Source organism: Kineococcus sp. DHX-1, from assembly GCF_042473625.1.
Classification (GTDB): Bacteria; Actinomycetota; Actinomycetes; order Actinomycetales; family Kineococcaceae; genus Kineococcus.
This window is the reverse complement of the sequence record NZ_CP170445.1, coordinates 4,167,873-4,188,447: the sequence shown is the minus strand read 5'-3', so window position 1 is coordinate 4,188,447 and position 20,575 is coordinate 4,167,873. Positions and strand designations below refer to the sequence as shown.

At 72.9% G+C, this 20,575-nt stretch carries 18 protein-coding genes; 14 read left to right on the top strand and 4 right to left on the bottom strand.

The window, feature by feature from the left end; genetic code table 11:
• Positions 1–156: 156 nt before the first annotated feature.
• From ACFEMC_RS20070 to ACFEMC_RS20060, 3 genes are all read left to right on the top strand, one after another.
• On the top strand, positions 157–1,137 hold the full coding sequence (locus ACFEMC_RS20070; protein ID WP_380171255.1) for a sugar-binding transcriptional regulator: 981 nt from the start codon (positions 157–159) through the stop codon (positions 1,135–1,137).
• On the top strand, positions 1,134–1,646 hold the full coding sequence (locus tag ACFEMC_RS20065) for an AAA family ATPase (RefSeq protein ID WP_380171254.1): 513 nt from the start codon (positions 1,134–1,136) through the stop codon (positions 1,644–1,646). Before ACFEMC_RS20070 ends, ACFEMC_RS20065 begins: the two co-directional genes overlap by 4 nt.
• Positions 1,647–1,718: 72 nt before the next feature.
• Positions 1,719–1,961, top strand: a complete 243-nt coding sequence (locus ACFEMC_RS20060) for a DUF6458 family protein (protein WP_380171253.1) — start codon at positions 1,719–1,721, stop codon at positions 1,959–1,961.
• Positions 1,962–1,982: 21 nt separating this feature from the next.
• Here ACFEMC_RS20060 and ACFEMC_RS20055 read toward each other — a convergent pair whose 3' ends face one another.
• Positions 1,983–2,951: an aldo/keto reductase gene (locus ACFEMC_RS20055; protein ID WP_380171252.1), complete on the bottom strand. Its 969-nt coding sequence runs from the start codon at positions 2,949–2,951 to the stop codon at positions 1,983–1,985.
• A gap of 55 nt (positions 2,952–3,006) precedes the next feature.
• Here ACFEMC_RS20055 and ACFEMC_RS20050 point away from each other — a divergent pair, with 55 nt between their 5' ends.
• From ACFEMC_RS20050 to ACFEMC_RS20030, 5 genes are all read left to right on the top strand, one after another.
• A complete protein-coding gene (locus ACFEMC_RS20050) occupies positions 3,007–4,251 on the top strand; it encodes an LssY C-terminal domain-containing protein (RefSeq protein ID WP_380171251.1) in 1,245 nt (414 codons plus the stop codon).
• A gap of 152 nt (positions 4,252–4,403) precedes the next feature.
• Complete coding sequence (locus ACFEMC_RS20045) at positions 4,404–5,276, top strand: sugar phosphate isomerase/epimerase family protein (protein ID WP_380171250.1); 873 nt, start codon at positions 4,404–4,406, stop codon at positions 5,274–5,276.
• Positions 5,277–5,467: 191 nt separating this feature from the next.
• Entirely contained in the window at positions 5,468–6,388 is a 921-nt protein-coding gene (locus ACFEMC_RS20040) for an ABC transporter permease (RefSeq protein ID WP_380176885.1), read from the top strand.
• Between the two features lie 74 nt (positions 6,389–6,462).
• On the top strand, positions 6,463–7,332 hold the full coding sequence (locus ACFEMC_RS20035) for a carbohydrate ABC transporter permease (protein WP_380176884.1): 870 nt from the start codon (positions 6,463–6,465) through the stop codon (positions 7,330–7,332).
• A gap of 49 nt (positions 7,333–7,381) precedes the next feature.
• Positions 7,382–9,040, top strand: coding sequence for a hypothetical protein (locus ACFEMC_RS20030; RefSeq protein WP_380171249.1), 1,659 nt, complete (start codon positions 7,382–7,384; stop codon positions 9,038–9,040).
• 155 nt (positions 9,041–9,195) lie between these two features.
• Here ACFEMC_RS20030 and ACFEMC_RS20025 read toward each other — a convergent pair whose 3' ends face one another.
• The 3 genes from ACFEMC_RS20025 to ACFEMC_RS20015 are packed head-to-tail and all read right to left on the bottom strand — an operon-like array spanning position 9,196 to position 12,582.
• Positions 9,196–10,950: a glycoside hydrolase family 15 protein gene (locus ACFEMC_RS20025; protein ID WP_380171248.1), complete on the bottom strand. Its 1,755-nt coding sequence runs from the start codon at positions 10,948–10,950 to the stop codon at positions 9,196–9,198.
• Complete coding sequence (locus ACFEMC_RS20020) at positions 10,947–11,930, bottom strand: NAD(P)H-quinone oxidoreductase (RefSeq protein WP_380171247.1); 984 nt, start codon at positions 11,928–11,930, stop codon at positions 10,947–10,949. Before ACFEMC_RS20020 ends, ACFEMC_RS20025 begins: the two co-directional genes overlap by 4 nt.
• A 40-nt stretch (positions 11,931–11,970) precedes the next feature.
• Positions 11,971–12,582 carry an NTP transferase domain-containing protein gene (locus ACFEMC_RS20015; RefSeq protein ID WP_380171246.1) on the bottom strand — a complete coding sequence of 204 codons (612 nt, stop codon included), beginning with the start codon at positions 12,580–12,582 and terminating at the stop codon, positions 11,971–11,973.
• 180 nt (positions 12,583–12,762) lie between these two features.
• Here ACFEMC_RS20015 and ACFEMC_RS20010 point away from each other — a divergent pair, with 180 nt between their 5' ends.
• The 6 genes from ACFEMC_RS20010 (at position 12,763) to ACFEMC_RS19985 (ending at position 20,497) form a co-directional block, all read left to right on the top strand.
• Positions 12,763–15,879, top strand: coding sequence for a nitrate- and nitrite sensing domain-containing protein (locus ACFEMC_RS20010; protein ID WP_380171245.1), 3,117 nt, complete (start codon positions 12,763–12,765; stop codon positions 15,877–15,879).
• 99 nt (positions 15,880–15,978) lie between these two features.
• The gene (locus ACFEMC_RS20005) at positions 15,979–16,425 is read left to right on the top strand and encodes a roadblock/LC7 domain-containing protein (protein WP_367637208.1); all 447 of its coding nucleotides are present in this window, start codon (positions 15,979–15,981) and stop codon (positions 16,423–16,425) included.
• A 6-nt stretch (positions 16,426–16,431) separates the two neighbouring features.
• On the top strand, positions 16,432–16,827 hold the full coding sequence (locus ACFEMC_RS20000) for a DUF742 domain-containing protein (protein ID WP_367637210.1): 396 nt from the start codon (positions 16,432–16,434) through the stop codon (positions 16,825–16,827).
• Positions 16,808–17,428 (top strand): ATP/GTP-binding protein, encoded by a 621-nt coding sequence (locus ACFEMC_RS19995; protein WP_367637211.1) that lies wholly within the window; start codon positions 16,808–16,810, stop codon positions 17,426–17,428. Before ACFEMC_RS20000 ends, ACFEMC_RS19995 begins: the two co-directional genes overlap by 20 nt.
• 239 nt (positions 17,429–17,667) lie before the next feature.
• Positions 17,668–20,055 carry a chemotaxis protein CheA gene (locus ACFEMC_RS19990; protein ID WP_380171244.1) on the top strand — a complete coding sequence of 796 codons (2,388 nt, stop codon included), beginning with the start codon at positions 17,668–17,670 and terminating at the stop codon, positions 20,053–20,055.
• A 1-nt stretch (position 20,056) separates the two neighbouring features.
• Entirely contained in the window at positions 20,057–20,497 is a 441-nt protein-coding gene (locus ACFEMC_RS19985) for a chemotaxis protein CheW (protein ID WP_367637214.1), read from the top strand.
• Positions 20,498–20,575 lie beyond the last annotated feature (78 nt).

Below are 20,575 nucleotides of genomic sequence, written 5' to 3'. Positions count from 1 at the left end.
GGTGCCCGGGTCGACCGGGGCTGTCAACCGCGGCCGTGCCCGTCCGCCCCGTTCGGCAGGTGCCTCCCTGGCCGCCGCCGGGACCGGGGCGGCAGGCTGTGGTCCCGCCCCACCCGCGAGCGCGGTGTCCGTCGCCGGACCCGCCGAGGAGCAGACATGCCGAAGACGTCAGTCCGCACCGGGACCGCCGGCCGCCCGTCGCTGGGTGCGCAGGCGCTGGCCGCCGTCGTGGCGCGGCGCTTCTTCGTCGAGGGGCTGACGAAGGTCGAGATCGCCCGGCAGCTCGGCATCAGCCGGTTCAAGGTCGCCCGGCTGCTGACGGAGGCGCAGGAGTCGGGGCTCGTGCAGATCCAGGTCGTCACCCCCAGCTCCCTCGACGGGGACCTCGCCGAGGCGGTCCGCGCCGAGTTCGGCCTCCGGGCGGCCTACGTGGTGAGGACGGGGGAGGAGACGCTGGTCGGACAGCGCCGGGTCGTCGCGGAGTTCACGGCCGGGCTGCTGGAGGAGAGCGTCACGGCCGACGACGTCGTGGGCCTGGCCTGGGGCCGGACGATCTCGCTGCTGACGGACGCCCTGGGAGCCGACCTCGGGTGCCGCTTCGTCCAGCTGGCCGGCGCCCTGCCACGCCCCGACGTCGAGGGCAGCGCCGTCGACCTCGTCCGGCGGGCGGCGGAGGCGACCCGCTCGTCGGCCACGACGTTCTACGCCCCGCTCGCGGTCCCCGACGCCGCGACGGCCGACGGGCTGCGCTCGCAGTCCGGGATCAGCGAGGCGCTGGCCGAGCTCGACCGCCTGACCAAGGCCGTCGTCTCGGTCGGGGCCTGGCGCCCGGGGGAGTCGACCGCCCTGGACTCGCTCGGGACGGCCGACCAGGAGGCGCTCACGGCCGCCGGGGTCGTGGCCGAGGTGACGGGTGTCCTCGTCGGCCGCGACGGGCGCGAGGTGGACGCGCTGGCGGACCGGGTGATCGGGGTGACGGGCGCCCAGCTGACGGCCACTCCCGACGTGACGGCCATGGCGTGCGGGGACCTGCCCGCCCGCGCCGACGCGACGGCGAGCGTGCTGCGCAGCGGGATGGTCTCGACCCTCGTGACGCACGCCTCGCACGCGCGGGCCGTGCTCGAGTCCGCCCGGTGAGCCGTGATCACGGTGAGGGGCCGGTCGTCGTGCTGCTGTGCGGCATGGTCGGCGCCGGCAAGACGACCTTCGCCACGCAGCTCGAACGCGAGGGGTACGTGCGGTTGTCGATCGACGAGGAGTTGTGGTCGCGGTTCGGGCGCTACGGCCTGGACTACCCGACGGAGGTCTACGACGAGTACAGCCACGTGGCCGAGCACGTCCTCCTCGACCGGCTGCGCAGCCTCGTCGCGCAGGGCCGGGACGTCGTCGTCGACTTCGGGTTCTGGAGCCGGGCCAGCCGCGACCGGTACAAGCGCGTCGTCGAGCAGGCGGGGGCGCGCTGGCGGCTCGTGCACCTCGACGTGCCGCGGGAGGTGCTGCTGCGCCGGCTGGCGGGTCGCAGTTCCCGCTTCGACGCGAACGCCGCGTTCCCCATCGACGCGGAGGTCCTCGACGGGTTCCTCGCCCGGTTCGAACCACCGTCGGGGGAGGGGGAGGAGGTCCTGCGCGTGGAGGACGAGGGTTGAGCTGACGGGGCCGCTCACCCGTTCGCCGGTCGTCGGCTCGCGGGGTGCACGGCTCGGGTCCACAGTCGAAGCATGCGTCTGGGAACGAGCATCTTCCTGCTGGCGGTCGGGGCGATCCTGACCTTCGCCGTCACCGTCTCGGTGGCCGGTGTCGACCTGCAGACCGTGGGGGTCATCCTCATGGTCATCGGGGTCCTCGGCATCATCCTCGAGTTCGCCATGTTCCGGCCGCGCACGCAGCGGACGACGAGCGTCACGTCGGCCGACCCGGTGTCCGGGACGACGCGGCGCGAGACCACGCGCCGCGACGTCTGACCCGGACCGACCGACCGCCGGTCAGAACCCCGCGACCTCGTGGGGTTCGTACGGCGCCTCGAGCTCGGCGACCTCCTCGTCGGTGAGGACGAGGTCGAGCGCCGCGAGGGCGTCGTCGAGGTGGTGCGGCTTCGTCGCGCCCACGATCGGTGCCGTGACGACGGGGTTGCGGGCGACCCACGCCAGCGCGACCTGCGCGCGGGAGACACCTCGGCGCTCGGCGACGCGGGCGACCGCCTCGACGACCTGCGCGTCGCTGTCGCGGTAGAGCGTCTTGCCGAACTCGTCCGTCTCGGACCGGTTCGTCACGGAGTCCCAGTCGCGGGTCAGCTTGCCGCGGGCCAGCGGGCTCCAGGGGATGACGCCGATCCCCTGGTCGGCGCACAGCGGCAGCATCTCCCGCTCCTCCTCCCGGTAGAGGAGGTTGTAGTGGTCCTGCATGGAGACGAAGCGCGCCCACCCGTGGCGCTCCTGCAGGTGCAGGGCCTTGGCGAACTGCCACGCCCACATGGAACTCGCGCCGAGGTAGCGGACCTTGCCCGCTTGGACGACGTCGTGCAGCGCCTGCAGCGTCTCCTCCAGCGGGACCGAGGCGTCGAAGCGGTGGATCTGGTAGAGGTCGACGTGGTCGGTCCCGAGCCGGCGCAGGGAGTTGTCGACCTCGGTGAGGATCGCCTGGCGCGACAACCCGGCACCGTTCGGTCCCGGCCGCATGCGGCCGTGCACCTTGGTCGCGATGACGACCTGGTCGCGCGGCACGGCCGACAGGAGGGTCTTGCCGACGATCTCCTCGCTGGAGCCGTCGGAGTAGACGTTGGCCGTGTCGAAGAACGTCACGCCCGCGTCGAGCGCACGGTGCAGGAAGGGGACGCTGTCCTCCTCGGGCAGTGTCCAGGCGTGGTTGCCGCGCTGGGGGTCGCCGTAGCTCATGCAGCCGAGCACGAGGCGGGACACCTCGAGCCCGGAGGATCCGAGTTTCACGTAGTCCATGCGGGCGATGCTGCCGGACGGGACGGCGGGGTGCGCGGTCGAGCATCATGGCGGCGTGATCGAGAAGCGGTCTGCCGGCGATGCCGTTCCCACCCCACCCCTGCCGCGCAAGCGCCTCCCCCGTGCGTGGAGCGCTGGCGAGGTGCTCGACGGTGCGTTCTTCGTCCTCGCCACGGGCCTCGTGTTCTGGCTGGGGTGGGTGCTGCTGCGCGACCACCGCACCCTGTCCCTGGGTGAGCTGGGGCGGCTGGTCCTCTTCTGGGGCCTCATGGCCTACGTCGGTCTGCCCCGGCTGCAGCAGGTCCTGACGAAGCTCTACGTCCCGGACTACTTCATCGGCCGGACGACGACGTCCACCGGGGTGCTGGGGGACCCCGTGAACCTGGCGCTGGAGGGCAGCGCCGAGCAGGTCCACGCGGCCATGACCGGCGCCGGCTGGACCCGGGCCGACGACCTCACGCTGCGCAGCGCCCGCGGCATCGTCGCCTCGGCCGTGCTGCGCCGCTCCTACCCGGCCGCCCCGGTGTCCGCCCTCCTGCTCTTCGGGCGCCTGCAGGCGTTCGCCTACGAGATGGAGGTGGGCGGCGACGCCTCCCGCCGTCACCACGTCCGCTTCTGGCCGACCCCGCCGGGGTGGGTGCTGCCCGGTGGGCACCACGTCGACTGGCTGGCGGCGGGCACGTACGACCGGGCCGTCGGGTTGTCCCTGTTCACCCTGCAGGTGACGCACAAGATCGACGCGGACATCGACGTCGAACGGGACCACGTCGTCGCGACGGTGCAGCGCCGGACGCCACGGGCGCGCACACGCGTGCTGCCCCACTTCGTGACGGCGTTCCACTCCCGCAACGGAGGTGGGGACGTCGTCCGCACCGACGGCAGCCTCGTCGTCCTGGACCTCACCGATGTCCCGGTTCCCTATCCGGCACCCGGCCCGTCCGCACCGGGTTCCGCCCACACCCCCGTCGCCGACCGGCGCACGCCACCGGTCGAACTCGTCGTCGCCGGCGCGGTCGCCCTGGCCAAGGTGGTGCTGGCCCTGGCGGGCACGGCCGTCCTGCCGGTGCCGGCCGTCGTCTCCCTGCTGCTGTGGGTCGCCGTGCTGGCCCGGTGGGCCTGGGCCCGTCTGCTGCTGATGGCGGTGAGTGCGGTGGAGGCCGTGGTGCTGGTGCACGCCGCGAGCGGCGACCCCGGCGCGAACGGCCTCGCCCGGTTGCTGCACGCCGGGGCGTCCGTCCTCGTGCTCGTGACCGTGAGTTCCGACGGCGTCCGGCGGTGGGTCTCGCTGCGGCGGCGGTAGCGCCCGCGCAGCCGGTGGACCGGTCCGGCCCGCTGTCGATCGATCGATCGGCCCTGATCGATCGATCTTGACCGGCTCCGGAAACCCCGGGCACGGTGTGGGCTCTCAGGGCGCCACGACGACGCGGGGCCCGTGACCGGCCGGGAGGAACCGTGACGCGGAGGATCGCTGCGAACCCCATCCCCTGGTGGTCGCAGGCCGGCAAGACCCGCGAGGTGTTCGAGGACGCCTTCACGGCGTTGCGGGACATCGGGTTCACCGCCGTCAAGGCCGACGTCCCCGACGGCATGGGCACCGCCGAGTACCGGTCCTGGCTCGACGGGTTCGGTCTCGAACCCTCGACCGGCCTGTTCAGCAGCCCGCTGGACCACACGGTGCGGCCGGCGGAACTCCTGGAGCAGGCCCGCCGGTTCGCCGCCCAGCAGGCCGCTCTCGGACTGGACCGGACGATGCTCTCGTCGATGTCGGTCCCCGAGCGGATGCAGCGGCCGGCCGTCGGGGCCGCCTTCGACCAGGGGCGGTTCGACCACGCCGTCGACCTCGCCGGACGGGTGTGCGAGGTGTTCCGGGCCGAAGGCGTCCGGGCGCTGCACCACTCCCACGTCGGTGGGGTGTTCGAGACCGAGGCCGAGGTCACCGGCCTGCTGGACGCCCTGGGCCCGGACCTGCTGGGGTTCGGCCCGGACACCGGGCACCTGGCCTGGGCGGGGGCCGACCCCGTCGCCCTGCTGCGACGCTACGCCGACCGGACCGGCGCCATCCACCTCAAGGACCTGCACCCCGACCACCTGCCGGCGCAGGACGCGACCGGTGACTACCGCACGCTGTCCCGCAGCGGGCGGTTGTGGGCCGAACCCGGCCGGGGCGTGCTCGACCTCGGGGCCGTCCTCGCGGCCCTGCCCGACGACTACGACGGCGACTGGATGGTCGAGGTGGACTTCCCCAGCGTCGGCGACGTCGTGGAGTCGCACCGCCTGTCCTTCGCGTGGGCGCAGGAGGTGCTCGGGGCGCACACCGCCCCCTGAGCGCCACCTCGTCCGCACCGACCGGACGGGCGCCCACTCCCCGGACCGCGCTCGCGTGGGAGCGCACGCCCGACTGCACCCGTCCCCTCACCCATCCCCTTCGTGGCAGGAGCCCGACAGTGAGAACGCAGCCGACCCGCGAGGGGACCAGGTCCGCGGCCACCGGCCCGCGGGGCCGCACCGACACCGGTCTGGAGGTCCGCCGCCGACGGCCCCGGCTGACCCGGGACCAGGCGCTGCTCGTCTGCCTCGGGGTCCCGGGCGGGCTGGCCCTCCTGCTGTTCCACTACGTCCCCCTGCTGGGCAACGTCATCGCCTTCCAGGACTACCAGCCCTACCTCGGCCTCACCGAGTCCGACTGGGTGGGCTGGCAGAACTTCTCGTTCCTGTGGGACGGGAACCCCGAGTTCCGCAACGCGCTGTGGAACACGGTCGTGCTGACGGTCATCCAGACGGTCCTCGTGTTCCCCGTGCCGCTCGCCCTCGCGCTGACGCTCAACAGCCTGGCGGGGGAACGTCTCAAGCGGACTCTGCAGTCGGTGCTGTACCTGCCGCACTTCCTGTCCTGGGTCATCGTCGTGGCGCTGTTCCAGCAGATGCTCGGCAACGCGGGGATGCTCAACACGTTCCTCGTCCAGCACGACCTGCCGGTCCTGCAGATCATCGGTTCCCCAGAACTGTTCAAGGCGCTCATCACGAGCCAGGTGATCTGGAAGGACGCCGGCTGGGGCACGATCCTGTTCCTCGCCGCGATCTCCCGCATCGACCAGGAGCAGTACGAGGCCGCCGCCGTCGACGGTGCGGGAGCCCGGCAGCGGCTCTGGTACGTGACGTTGCCGGCGCTCAAGGGGCTCATCATCCTGCTGCTCATCCTCCGCCTGGGCAGCAGCCTGTCGGTGGGTTTCGAGCAGATCATCCTCCAGCAGGGACCGGTGGGCCTGCAGGCCAGCGAGGTGCTCGACACCTGGGTCTACAACAACGGCATCCTCGGCGGGAACTGGGGGACCTCGGCGGCGGCCGGCCTCGTCAAGGGCCTCGTCGGCGTCCTGCTCGTGATCGGGGCGAACAAGCTGGCCCACGTCTTCGGCGAGAGAGGGGTGTACGAGAAGTGACCACGCTCGAGAACGCGACCATCGGGGACGACACCGTCCGGACGTTCACGAAGGACGGCCGCCGGCCGCCGTGGATGGAGAAGCCGCACCCGCTCACCCAGGCGCTGAAGTTCGTCGTGCTGGCCTTCGCGGTCGCGGTCGTCCTCGTGCCGTTCTGGTCGGTCATCGCCACCAGCCTGGCCGACCAGGAGACGATCAACGCTGCCGGTGGCGGGATGGTGATGTGGCCGGGCGGCATCAGCCTCGACGCCTACCAGGCCGTGCTCTCCGGGGGCGTGGTCACGCGCGCCGTCGTCATCTCCGTCACGATCACCGTCGTCGGCACCCTGCTCTCCCTCGCCGCGACGGCGGGCCTGGCGTACTGGCTGTCCCGGCCCCGGGCGTGGGGAGCCAAGCCCGTGCTCATGCTCGTGCTGGGCGCCGTCCTGTTCTCCCCCGGCCTCATCCCCAGCTACCTCGTCGTCAAGGAGTTCCACCTCCTCGACTCGTACTGGTCGCTCGTCCTGCCCGTGCTCGTCAACGCGTTCAACGTCATCGTCATGCGGGCCTTCTTCCAGGAGCTGCCCAAGGAGCTGTTCGAGTCGGCCGCCATCGACGGGGTCGGCGCCGGGACCGTGCTCCTGCGCATCGTCCTGCCGCTGTCGAAGGCCGTGCTCGCGGTGATCGGCCTGTTCTACGCCGTCGCCTACTGGAACGCGTTCTTCAACGCCCTGCTCTACATCCAGTCGAGCGAGAAGTGGCCGATGGCGCTCGTCCTGCGGACGTACGTCGTCAACCAGACGACCATCGGCGGTGACCAGGTCTCCTCCGGGGAGGCGCTGCCGCCCCAGCTGCCCCTGCAGATGGCGATCCTCGTCATCGCCATCGTCCCCATCCTGCTGGTCTACCCGTTCCTGCAGCGGCACTTCGCCAAGGGCGTGATGATCGGCGCCGTCAAGGGCTGAGCGGCTCGTCCCGCGGCCCACCCACCCGTTCCAGGATCGAGGAGGATCCATGTCCCACCGTCCCGTCAGCCGTCGCTCGCTCATCGCGGGCACCTCCGGGCTCGCGGCCTTCGCCGCCGCCGGCGGACTCACCGCGTGCTCCAGCGGCGACAGCCAGGGACCGGGGAGCGGGGAGAACACCGCCACCCTGCCGACCTACGTCCCCTACACCGGCGTCACCCCCGACCTGCCCGGGACCGACCAGGGCGTCGACCCCGCGTACCGGCGGTTCCCGGCGGAGAACCCGCGCTCGGTGGAGGAGATCCCGGGGCACGGCGAGACCATCACGGGGATGGCGAACATCTACTTCGCCGTCCCACCGGGGCCGGACCGCAACAGCTACTGGGCCGGTCTCAACGAGCGTCTGGGCGTCGACCTGCAGCTGCAGATGGTCAGCAACGCCGACTACCTGCAGAAGTTCCCGACCGTCATCGCCGGCAACGAGCTGCCCGACATGCTGCAGGTGCCGAACGGTGCGCCGCCACCCGTGCCGAACATGCCGCAGCTGCTCGACAAGCGCTTCGCGGACCTGTCCGAGCACCTGTCCGGGGACGCCGTCAAGGAGTACCCGAACCTCGCGAACATCCCGACGCGGCACTGGCTGTCGACGGTCTACAACTCCGGCATCTACGGCATCCCCATCCCGCGCGGGGCGATCGCGAACTACCACTTCGTCCGCGCCGACCTGTTCGAGAAGGCCGGGGTGTCGACCGAGCCGAAGAGCTACGACGAACTGGTCGACGCGACGAAGGCGCTCACCGACCCCAAGCAGCGGCGCTGGGCCTTCGGGCTCGTCAACCAGCCGCGGCAGCTGCTGGGGCGGATGAACGACGAACCGAACATCTGGGCCGAGGAGGGCGGCAAGCTGACCCACGTCTACGAGACGGAGCAGTACGCCCAGACCGTCACCGACCTCATCGCCATGTGGAAGTCGGGGGTCATGCACCCCGACTCCTTCAACCCCGCGCAGCCGTTCAAGCAGCTCTTCAACGCGGGGACGGTCGCGATCAACGCGGCCGACGGCTACCCCGGCTGGGTGCAGTACCAGCTCGACAACGCCGGGAACCCCGACTTCGAGCTGGGCCTGATGCCCGCGTACGCGCGCACCGGCGGGCAGCTGGCGAAGTGGAACCTCGGCAGCGGGTTCTTCTCGATCACGCTGCTGAAGAAGCAGGACGACCCCGAGAAGACCAAGACGGCGCTGCGCGTCCTGAACTGGCTGGCCGCCCCGTTCGGCACCGAGGAGTACAAGTACCGGCTGTTCGGGCAGGAGGGCGTGGACCACGAGAGGGACGCCGACGGCAACCCCGTCCTGACCCCCACGGGGACGGCGAACACGGTCCTGCCCATTCGGTACCTGGCCGACAGCCCGTACAACATCTACGTCCCGGGGCGGCCGCAGGACGCGGACACCCAGCACGCCTACCAGTCGCTGGAGGTGCCGACCGGCATCTCCAACCCGACGACCGGTCTGTACTCGAACACCGCCTCGAGCAAGAACGCGACGGCGGACAAGACCTTCCAGGACGGCGTCAACGACGTCATCCAGGAGCGGCGGCCGTTCTCCGAGCTCAAGACGCTCGTCACCACCTGGCGGAACTCCGTCGGCGACGCGATGCGCACGGAGTACCAGGACGCCCTGCAGAAGGCGGGCACGACCGCCTCCTGAGACCCCGCGCCCGCTCCAGGCCGGTCCCCGGGAGCGGGCGCGGACCCCCCCACCCCGTGTGGAAAACACTCTTTCCGCCCTCGGACAGCGATTGCCGAGGGCGGAAAGTGTGTTTTCCACGCGGGAACAGGGCCCGGAACGGGGGCCGGGTGGGGTCAGCGGGCGAGGCGGACCGACGTCGACAGCAGGGCGGCGTGGACGAACGCCTGGGGGAGGTTCCCGCGCAGCTGCCGCTGCCGCACGTCCCACTCCTCGCTCAGCAGCGCCGCGGGTCCGCAGGCCGCGCGGTTGCGCTCGAAGAACCGGAACGCCTCGACCTCCTGGCCGTCGGCGTGCAGGGCCTGGGCCACCACGAAACCGCACAGCAGGAACGCCCCCTCCGTCGTGCCGAGCGGCATCGAGTCGGGGGAGTAGCGGTAGACGTGGTGGTCCTCCACCAGGTCGCGGCGCACCGCGGCCAGGGTGGCCCGCGTCCGCGGGTCGTCGACGGGGACCGCCCCGTAGAGCGCCGGCCGCAGCAGGGCCGCGTCGACCCCGGGCTGGCGCGGGCTGCGCTGCCAGCGTCCCTCGGTGGGGTGCAGGCAGTCCCGCGAGGTCCGCGCGAGGATCGTGTCGGCCAGGGCGGCGTAGCGGGCGGCCTCCCCGGGTGCGGAGTACCGGGCGATGTCCTTCAGGCCCGCGACGCACTCCAGGCGCGAGTGCGCCCACCAGTCGTCCTCGATCTCCCAGATCCCGGCGTCCGGTTCCTCCCAGCGCTTCTCGATGGCCGCGACCGCGACCGCGACGGCGCGCCGGCCGTCCGTGTCGAGGGCGTCGACCCGTGCGGCCGCGGCGAGCAGCTGCAGCACCTCGCCAAACGCGTCGAGCTGGAACTGCCCGCGGACGTGGTTGCCGGCGATGTCCCAGCCGCCGGGGTACCCCGGCAGACCCGTCGACCGCTCGTCGGGGACGGGGTCGCCGAGGACGGTGTAGGCCGGCACCAGCTCCGGGCCGTCCTCCAGCACGCGCCGCGTCACGAACCCGACGAGGGTCCGGAACAGCGGGTCGGCCCCGCCGGCCTCGGCGAGGGCGATCCCGGCGTAGCACTGGTCGCGGATCCACGCGTAGCGGTAGTCGTAGCTGCGGCCCTTGTCGGCGTGCTCGGGCAGCGACATCGTCGCGGCCGCCACCATCCCGCCGTCGTCCGAGGTGAGCCCGCGGATCACCGCGATCGAGTGCGCCGCCTCGGTGGGGGCCACGCTCCCGCGCACCTCCGGGACCGCGGAGCGCCAGGTGTGGACCGTCGAGGTCCACGTGTGCTCGGGGTCCGGGGGCGTGTCGCGCAGCCGGGTGCCGACCTCCAGGACGAGGTGGTGCCGTTCGCCGGCCGGCACCCGCAGGTGCGTGCGCAGGACCCCGTCGTCGACGTCGGCCTCGCCCAGCCCGGACAGCCGCACGTGCAGGTCGCCCGTGCGGCCCGTCCAGCGACCCGCGTCGTCCCGCTTCAGCGAGCGCAGCGCCCGCTGGCCGAACTGCGCGCGCAGGTCGAAGACGACGTCCACGTGGGCGTCGCCCTCGACCGCCGTGACCTCGCGCAGCAGGACGGCGCAGTCGGGGTCGCTGGGCATGGCCATCGCGTCGCGGCAGTCGATCGTGCCGTCGCCGCGGGAGGTCCAGTGGTGCCGGAACACGAGCGTGCCGGGTTCGTAGCAGCCGCCCCAGGTGAAGGGGTGCGACGGCGTCACCGAGAACCCGCCGCGGCCGCCGAGCAGCGCGGCGAAGACCGCGTCGTCGTGCCAGTGCGGCGCGCACATCCACGCGATGTCCCCGGCCGGGCCGACGACCGCGCCCCGCGCGCCGTCGGCGACGAGGGCGTAGTCGCGCAGGACGTGCGGGGGGAACTGCCGGCAGAACTCCTCGGCCGAGCTCACGCGGGGGCCTGCGCCCCGGTCGTCAGGAGCAGCTTGCCGACGTGGGAGGACCCCTCGAGGACCTCGTGCGCCCGGGCCGCCTCGGCCAGCGGGAGGCGGTCGAAGACGACGGGCCGGACGCCGCCGTCCACCACGAGCGGCCACACGTGGTCCCGGACGCTCGCGACGACGGCCGCCTTCTCCTCCGCGGGCCGGGCGCGCAACGTGGTGCCGTGCAGCGAGATCCGTTGGCGCATCAGGAGGCCGAGGTCCAGCTCGGCCCGGGTCCCGCCCTGCGTCGCGATCACGACGAGTCGGCCGCCGGTCGCGAGCACGTCCAGGTTGCGGGCCAGGTACGGGGCGCCGACGACGTCGAGGACGACGTCCGCCCCCGCGGGTTCGACCTCCCGCACCCGCTCGACGAAGTCCTCGGTGCGGTAGTTCACGAGCACGTCCGCGCCGAGCTCGGCGCACCGGGCGAGCTTGTCGTCCGAGCCGGCCGTCACCGCCACCCGCGCACCGACCTGGTGGGCCAGCTGGACGGCCATCGTGCCGATGCCGCTGGACCCGCCGTGCACGAGCAGCAGCTCCCCGGGCCGCAGGCCGGCGAGGGTGAAGACGTTGCTCCACACCGTGCACGTCACCTCGGGCAGCGCCGCGGCGTCCACGACGTCCACGCCCTGCGGGACCGGCAGCACCTGCCCCACCGGCACCGCGACCTTCTCGCCGTAGCCGCCGCCGGCGAGCAGCGCGCAGACCGGCTCGCCGACCTGCCAGCCGCTCACGTCGGGGCCGAGCTCCTCGATCCAGCCCGAGACCTCCAGGCCCGGGTGCTCGGGGGCGCCGGGTGGGGAGGGGTACTTGCCCTGCCGCTGCATGACGTCGGCCCGGTTGACCCCGGCCGCCGCGACCCGCACGACGACCTCGCCGGGACCGGCGACGGGGTCGGGCAGCTCGGCGAGGCGGAGGGAACCGGGGGGATCGACGATCACGACGCGCACCCTGCGGACACTACGTCGGGGCCTGCGCCCCCGCCTCCGCTCAGCCCTCCAGCACCCCGGCCGCCCGCACGAGGTCGTCGGGGTCGTCGACGTCCAGGCTCTCGCGCGCCGAGACCGCGACCTCGGCGAGGCGGCCGCGGAACATCTCGCGCAGCGGCCGGTCGTGGACGGCGGGCAGCCCGTCGAGGACGCGGCGGGCGGCGGTGAGGCGGTGCGCGGACAGCAGCGGCTGCCGGCGGCCGCCCGGGTCGACGCCCACGACCGCGTCCAGCGACCGGTCACCGGCCAGGGCCGCCAGCAGCCGGGGGACGGCGGGCGCGGCGAAGGGCTGGTCGGCGCCCAGCAGCACCACGAACTCGAGGCCGGGGCCTTCCTGCAGCGCGGCGAGGCCGGCGGCGAACCCGGCGAGCGGACCACCGCCGGGCGGGTCCTCGCGCACCCCACCGGGTCCGACCACCACGACCGGGACGTCGCGCCCGGCGGACCACTCGTCCAGCCCCTCCAGGAGGGTGCCCAGGACGGTCGACCCTCCCAGGGGAGCCGTCAGCTTCGCCGCGAGGACCCCGTCCGCGGGTCCGCCGGAGGGGTCGAAGCGGCTGCCGGAACCGCCCGCGACCACCACGACCGCCACCCCCGCCGACGTCTCACGCACCCCGCAGGAGTTGCACGTTTCACCGGAATGGTCAAGCGGCGCGCCGGACTGCCGATGGGCCGAACGAGGGGTCTCGCCCCCGCGGGTTACACCTCGCGGGTCCGCGTCCCGATCACTCACGAGTCTGCTCGACCCACGGTGAGCAGTTTCGACCGCTCACCACGTGTACGGAAGGTTGACATGCTGCGGAACCTGAGCATCCGAGCCAAGCTCGCGGTCCTCCTGGTGGTGCCCCTCGTGCTGCTGCTCGTCGCCGTCGTCGCCACGACCGCGCGGGCGGCGGTGGGCACGGCCGAGCGTCGTCACCTGGCCGCGTACGCGGGGTCGACGGCGACGATCAACGAGTTCTTCACGGCGCTGCAGACCGAGCGCAAGGACACCGTCGAGTACCTGGCGTCCCCCAGCGACGCGGGCAAGGCCAAGGTCGCCACCGACCGCGCCGCGACCGACGCCGCCACCGCGAAGGTGACGAAGGCCGTCGCCGACAGCGGTCTGGACCTGACGCAGGGCACCTCGCGCAGCGTCTACGGCAGCGTGCAGGTGGCCCTCGGCCAGACCCTGCCGCAGGTCCGCACCGCCGTCGACAACGGGTCCCTGACCCCGATCACCGCGCTGTCCACCTACAGCGGGATCTCCAGCGCGGCCACCGACCTCACGGTCGCCGTCGCCGAGGACGCCTCCGACCGCGACATGGCGCAGGAGATCGGGTCCTTCGGGTACCTGCTCAAGCGCGTCGACGCCCTCTCGGTCGAGCAGACCGCCGGCGTCCTGGTCCTGCAGGGCCGTTCCTCCACCGCCCTCGACGACCTGCGCAGCACCTCGATCGAGCGCGGCGCCTACTTCGAGCAGCAGGCCCGCTACCGCCTCGGCACGCAGGGCGGCGCGATCCTCGACGCCAAGCTCGACACGGGGGCGACCACCTCCGCGCTGGCCTTCCTCAACCAGGACCGCAACCTCTTCGCGGCCAGCAGCACCCCCTCGCTCGCCCAGGCCGACTGGGAGCGCACGGCCGACGAGGTCATCGCCGCCTACCAGGGCGCCACCACCGCCATCGGCGACGACGTCTCCACCCGCGCCGCCGCGGCCGCCCGCTCCGACCTCACCGGCACGATCGCCCTGCTCGTCGGCACGCTGCTCGTCTTCGCGGCCGTGACCCTCCTCGGTGTCCGCGTCGCCCGCAGCATCGGCCGCCGTCTGCGCGGTCTGGCCGTCGCCGCGACCGAGGTCCGCGACGAGCTGCCCCGCATGGTCGAGCGCATGCAGACCCCGGGCGAGGGCCCGGGCGTGGAGTTCACCCCGCTCCAGATCAGCAGCCAGGACGAGATCGGCGAGGTCACGAAGGTCATCAACGACCTCAACGAGACCACCTTCCGCATCGCCGGTGAGCAGGCCGCCCTGCGCGCCTCCATCGCGGAGATGTTCGTCAACGTCGCCCGGCGCGACCAGACGCTGCTGGCCCGCCAGCTCGCCTTCCTCGACCAGCTCGAGCGGACCGAGGAGAACCCCGACACGCTCGAGGACCTCTTCACCCTCGACCACCTCGCGACCCGGATGCGGCGCAACGCCGAGTCCCTGCTCGTGCTCGCCGGCATCAACACCGGCCGTCGCCTGCGCCGGCCGCTGCCGCTGTCGGACGTCGTCCGCACGGCCGCCGGTGAGATCGAGCACTACGACCGCGTCGACCTCGCCCTCCAGGTGGACCCGCCGGTCGTCGGCCACCTCGCGCTCTCGGCCTCGCACATGATCGCCGAGCTGCTCGAGAACGCGACGAACTTCTCCGACCCGGGCACCCGCGTCGTCGTCGGCACCGCCGAGACCGACCGCGGCGTCGAGGTCACCATCAAGGACACCGGCCTCGGCATGAACGGCGAGGAGGTCGAGACCGCCCACCAGCGCATCTCCGGTGGCCGCGCCTCCGAGTTCGTCGGTGCGCAGCGCCTCGGGTTCTACGTCGTCGGCCGCCTCGCCGGCCGCCTGGACGTCGAGGTCGAGTTCGAGACGGCCGAGGGCCAGGGCACGACCGTGACCCTCGTCCTGCCCGCCGCCCTCTTCACCCCCGGCAGCGTCAAGGGCGGCCAGCCCGAGCTCGCCGCGCTGGACTCCGGTCTCCCGCAGCTGGGTCAGGCGGGCCAGACGGGCCCCGCCGACGGTGCGTCCGCGCTGCCCCAGGCCTCGGCCCTGCCCCAGGCGCCCTCGGCGCTGCCGGGTGGTGCCCCCGCCGGCGGTCTGCCGACCCGCACCCCCGCCCCGACCGGGCCGAACAGCATCGTCAGCAACCCGCTGGCGGCCACCGGCCTCGGGGACGCGCTCTCGGAGACGCTGTCGAAGTCGGCGGCCGAGGCGGCCGCGAGCTCCGACGTCGGCGTCACCTCGCCGAAGGCGAAGGTCGAGGGACGGCAGCTGCCGACCCGCAAGCGGTCCGCCCAGGCGCAGGCCAAGGTCGACGCCGCCCCGGCTCCCGACCCGGTCCTGCCCGTCGCCCCGGTGCTCCCGCCGGTCCCCGAGACGGACTGGAAGCCCGCCGCGGCCCCCGCGACCGGTGCGGGCGTGATGCCCAAGCGCGAGCGCAAGGAGCCCGCGCCCACGGCTCTGGCTGCGGCGCAGGACATCCTGCCCAAGGCCGGCAAGAAGCCGCGCCAGGTCCGCGAGTCGGCCACGCCGCCGAAGACCGCGGCCGAGGCCTTCTGGACCTCCCGCAAGCGCGCCGACGGCGAGCTCAAGGGCTCGGCGCTGGACGCCCTCGACGCCACCCGCGGCGAGGCCCCGGCCGCCGAGACCCCGGCGCCGGTCGTCGAGGCCCCGGTCGCCCCGGTCGTCGAGGCCCCGGCTCCCGTGGTCGAGGCCCCGGTCGCCCCGGTCGTCGAGGCCCCGGCCCCCGTGGTCGAGACCCCGGTCGCCCCGGTCGTCGAGGCCCCGGCCCCCGTGGTCGAGGCCCCGGTCGCGCCGGTCGCCCCCGCCGAGGGGTCGACGGCGGGTCGCACGGTCGGCGAGGCCCTGCGCCAGCGCAACGCCCTCGCGGCCGAAGCGCTGAACGCCCTCACCGAGGGGCAGAACTTCACCCCCTCGCGGGGCACCGGCTCCGCCCCGCTGGTCCGCCGCCAGGCGGGCGCCACGCCGGCCGCGGCCAAGCCCGCCCCGGCCCGTGCGGCGGCCAACCGCCAGCGCCGCGCTCCCGCCGACGTCCGCTCGATGCTGTCCGGCTTCCAGGCCGGCGTGTCCCGCGGTCGCGCCGGGGACTCCCAGGCCGACGCCCCGGCCGGCGACGCTCCCGAGAGCGGAGCCGCCGGTGAGGCCTGACCCGAACTCCCGGAGGACCCTCCGGGCCAGCACGACCTCCCGCACCACCCAACACCGCACGGACAACCAGCAGATCGCCCCGAGAAGAGGAACCCCACTGTGACCGCGCTTAGCTCCGAGGCCGCCGACTTCAGCTGGCTCCTCGACAACTTCGTCAAGAGCGTCCCCGGCGTCACCCACACCGTCGTCGTCTCCGCCGACGGTCTGCTGATGGCCATGTCCGACAAGCTGCACCGCGAGGCGGGCGACCAGCTCGCCGCCATCGTCTCGGGCGTCTCCAGCCTGGCCCGTGGCGCGGCGAACCAGCTGCAGTCCGGCGAGGTGCGCCAGGCCATCATCGAGATGGACGACGCGTTCTTCTTCCTCGTCAACATCTCCGACGGGTCCGTCCTGGCCGTCGCCGCCGAGGCCGGCTGCGACGTCGGGCTCATCGGCTACGAGATGGCGATGCTGGTCCAGCGCGCCGAGACCGTCCTCACCCCGCAGCTGGTGTCGGAGATGCGGGCGGCCCTGCCCACGTCGACGCCGGTCGCAGCGCGGTGGTGACATCCAGTGACAGCACCTGGTAGCGCGGACCTCTGGTCCGACGACGACGACCAGGACGTCGAGGAGTTCACCGTCCGTCCGTACACCGTGACCGGTGGCCGGACCCGCCCGAGCAACGCCGACCTCCCGGTCGAGGCGCTCGTGGAGGCCGTGGCCGTCCCGGAGATCGGGATGACCCCGGAACGGCGCAAGATCCTCGAACTCACGAAGACGTCCTACCTGTCGATCGCGGAACTGTCCGCCCACGTCCACCTGCCGGTCGGAGTCGTGCGGGTCGTGGTGAGCGACCTCGCCCAGTCGGGCAAGGTCCGCATCCACGGCCTGACCATGACCTCCGCCCCCCAACCCGCGACCACCATCAGCGTCCTGGAGAGTGTTCTCAATGGCATTTCCTCGCTCTGACGTGAGCCCCGCCGGAGCCGGAGCGCCCGCGGGAACCGACGTCCAAGCGCCGCCCACCGTCGTCAAGATCGTCGTCGCCGGCGGGTTCGCCGTCGGCAAGACGACCTTCATCGGCTCGATCTCGGACATCGAGCCCCTGCGCACCGAAGCCGCCATGACGGAGCACTCCGTCGGCGTCGACGACGCGGGCCAGAACTCCGACCGCAAGACGTCGACCACGGTCGCCATGGACTTCGGCCGCATCGCGCTGCCGGGCAACCTGTGGCTGTACCTGTTCGGCACCCCCGGCCAGGACCGGTTCCTCTTCATGTGGGACGACCTGGTCAAGGGCGCGATCGGCGCGGTCGTCCTCGTGGACACCGACCGCCTCGACCAGTGCTTCCCGGCCGTGGACTACTTCGAGTCCCGCGGCATCCCGTTCGTCGTCGCGGTGAACTGCTTCGACGGCGTGGCCCAGCACGACCTGGACTCCGTCCGCGAGGCCCTCGCGGTGCCGGACCACGTGCCGCTCGTCTACACCGACGCGCGCTCCAAGGCCGCCACCAAGCACAGCCTCATCACGCTCGTGCAGACCGCTCTGGCCCGGCTCAACGCCTCCTGAGCCCTGCACACCCAGGACGCCGGCTCCCCGGACGGGGGGCCGGCGTTCGTCGTTCCCCGCCCGCCCGGCCGGTGGGCGCGTCCGGGGGGGCGAGGGGCCTACCACCTCGACCGCGCCGGGACCAAGCCCCCGGGCGGGCGCGTTTCAGCTTTCCGCGGCCACTGCCGATGAGTCTTCAGAGCACGAGAACAAGCGGTCCCACAGCCGGGGCCGTCCGACGACAGAAGTGGGAGCGCCACGTGGACGACATGGACGAGATCGTCCAAGAGTTCCTCGTCGAGAGCTACGAGAACCTGGACCAGCTGGACTCCGACCTCGTGGCGCTGGAGCAGCAGCCCGGTTCGCGGGAGCTGCTCGCCAGCGTCTTCCGCACCATCCACACGATCAAGGGCACCTCCGGGTTCCTGGCGTTCTCCAAGCTGGAGTCCGTCGCCCACGTCGGCGAGAACCTGCTCGCCCGCCTGCGCGACGGCCAGCTGGTCATGACGCCGACCACCACCGACGTCCTCCTGCGCATGGTCGACACCATCCGCGCGCTGCTCGCCTCCATCGAGTCCTCGCACTCCGAGGGGCCCGTCGAGGTCGCCGAGGTCGTCGCCGCCATCCGCGCCGTGCTCGACGGCGAGGAGCCCGTGCTGCCGCCGTCGGCCGGTGCCGGCGCCGAGGTCGAGGCCCCCACCGCCGCCCCGGCCCCCGCGCCCGTGGCCGCCCCCGTCGAGGTGCCCGTCGCCGAGCCGGTCGCCGAGCCGGTCGCCGAGGTGGCCCCCGAGCCGGAGCCCGAGCCCGAGCCGGCCCCCGCGCCCGAACCCATCGTCGAGGCCGCTCCGGCCCCCGTCGCGGCCCCTGCCCCGGCCCCCGCTGCCGCGCCTGCGCCCGCCGCCGCGCCCACCGCGGGTGCGCCGTCGGAGAAGGCCTCGGCCGCCGACGCCACCATCCGCGTCGACGTGGAACTCCTGGAGTCCCTCGTCCGCCAGGCGGGGGAGCTCGTCCTGGCCCGCAACCAGATCCTCCAGCGCGCCGGAACGCTGCGCGACGAGGACCTGACCCGCGCCTGCCACCGCCTGAACCTCGTCGCGAGCGAGATGCAGGAGACGGTCATGCGGACCCGCATGCAGGCCATCGACCACCTGTGGTCGAAGCTGCCCCGCGTCGTGCGCGACCTCGGGAACATGCTGGGCCGCAAGATCAAGCTCGAGATGGAGGGTGGCGAGACCGAACTCGACCGCACCCTGCTCGAGGCGGTCAAGGACCCGCTGACCCACATCGTCCGCAACGCGGTCGACCACGGCATCGAGCCGCCGGAGGTCCGTCGCGCGGCCGGCAAGAACGAGGTCGGCACCCTGAAGCTGCGCGCCGCGCACGAGGGTGGCCAGGTCGTCGTCGAGATCCGCGACGACGGCAAGGGCATCGACCCGGCGGTCATCGGCGCGAAGGCCGTCGAGAAGGGCCTGGTCTCGGCCGGGAAGCTCGAGTCGCTCACGCCGAACGACATCCTGCAGTTCCTGTTCCTGCCCGGTTTCTCGACCGCGGCCAAGGTCACGAACGTCTCCGGCCGCGGCGTCGGGATGGACGTCGTCAAGACGAACATCGAACGCATCGGCGGGTCCGTCGACGTCGAGTCCGTCAACGGGCAGGGCACCGTCTGGCGCCTGCGCATCCCGCTGACCCTCGCGATCGTCCCGGCCCTGACCGTCGAGTGCGCGGGTCAGCGCTACGCGATGCCGCAGGTGAACCTGCTCGAACTCGTGAGCCTGGACACCGAGCGCATGAGCAAGGCGATCGAGGACGTCGGTGGCGCCAAGGTGTACCGCCTGCGCGGCGCCCTGCTGCCCCTCATCCGCCTCGAGGAGGCGCTGGAACTCCAGCGCCCCGCCGACGTGGAACTTCCGACGAACCTCGTCATCGCCGTCCTGGAGTGCGACGGCCGCCGGTTCGGCCTGCTCGTCGACCGCGTCCTGGACACCGAGGAGATCGTCGTCAAGCCGCTCTCGGGCGCGCTCAAGGCGATCGGCGCCTACGCCGGCGCGACGATCCTCGGTGACGGTCGCGTCTCGCTCATCCTCGACGTGCAGTCCCTCGCCCGCCGCACCATGCGCTCGGACGGCATCGAGCACGTGAACGACGAGGCCGCCACGCAGCAGACCGCGACCGGCGACGGGCAGCGCCTGCTGGTCGTCGGGCTCGGCGACAACCGCCGGGTCGCGATCCCCCTCGACGTGGTCACCCGCCTGGAGGAGTTCAAGACCGACTCCATCGAGCGGGTCGGCCGGCGCGAGGTCGTCCGCTACCGCGGCGAGATCCTGCCGCTGGTCCGCCTGTCGAACCACCTCGGTGGCGGCAGCCGCGGCTCCTACGGCGGCCAGGAGGCCGCGTCGGTGCCGGGTGTCGTGTACTCCGCGCGCGGCCGGTCCGTCGCGATCGTCGTCGACGAGATCGTCGACATCGTCTCCGGGCAGGACGCGCACAGCGACATCGACGACGCCGGTCTGGTCGGGTCCGCGGTCATCCGCGACCGCGTGACCGAACTCCTCGACGTCCGGTCCGCGATCCTCGCGGCGGACCCGAACTTCTTCACCGAGCAGGCTCAGCACGAGCTCGCCGAAGCTTCCAAGCGACTGGGGGTCTGACGTGTCCACGCAGTACGCCACGTTCCACCTCGCCGGGCACCTGTTCGGTGTCGAGGTGCGGCGCGTGCAGGAGGTGCTCACCGAGCAGCCCCGCACGCCCGCCCCGCTGGCGCCGTACGCCGTCGCGGGTCTGATCAACCTGCGCGGTCAGGTCGTCACGGCGCTGGACCTGCGCCGCCGGCTGAACATGCCCGACCGCGAGGAGGGCAAGGTCGCGATGAACGTCGTCGTCCGTGCCGCCGAGGAGGTCTGGAGCCTGCTCGTCGACTCCATCGGGGGCGTCATCGAGGTCACCGACTCGACCTTCGAGCCGCCGCCGGACACGCTGTCCGGGCCGATCCGCGAACTGATCCGCGGGGCCTACAAGCTGGACGGCGCGCTGCTGCTCGTCCTCGACGTCGACAAGGCGCTCGAGATCGAGGGTGCGGAGACCGCGGCCTGATCGACGGCCTGGTCGACGGCCTGGTCGTCGGTCTGGGACGCGACGCGTGAACGGGGTGGGGCCTGCGGGCTCCACCCC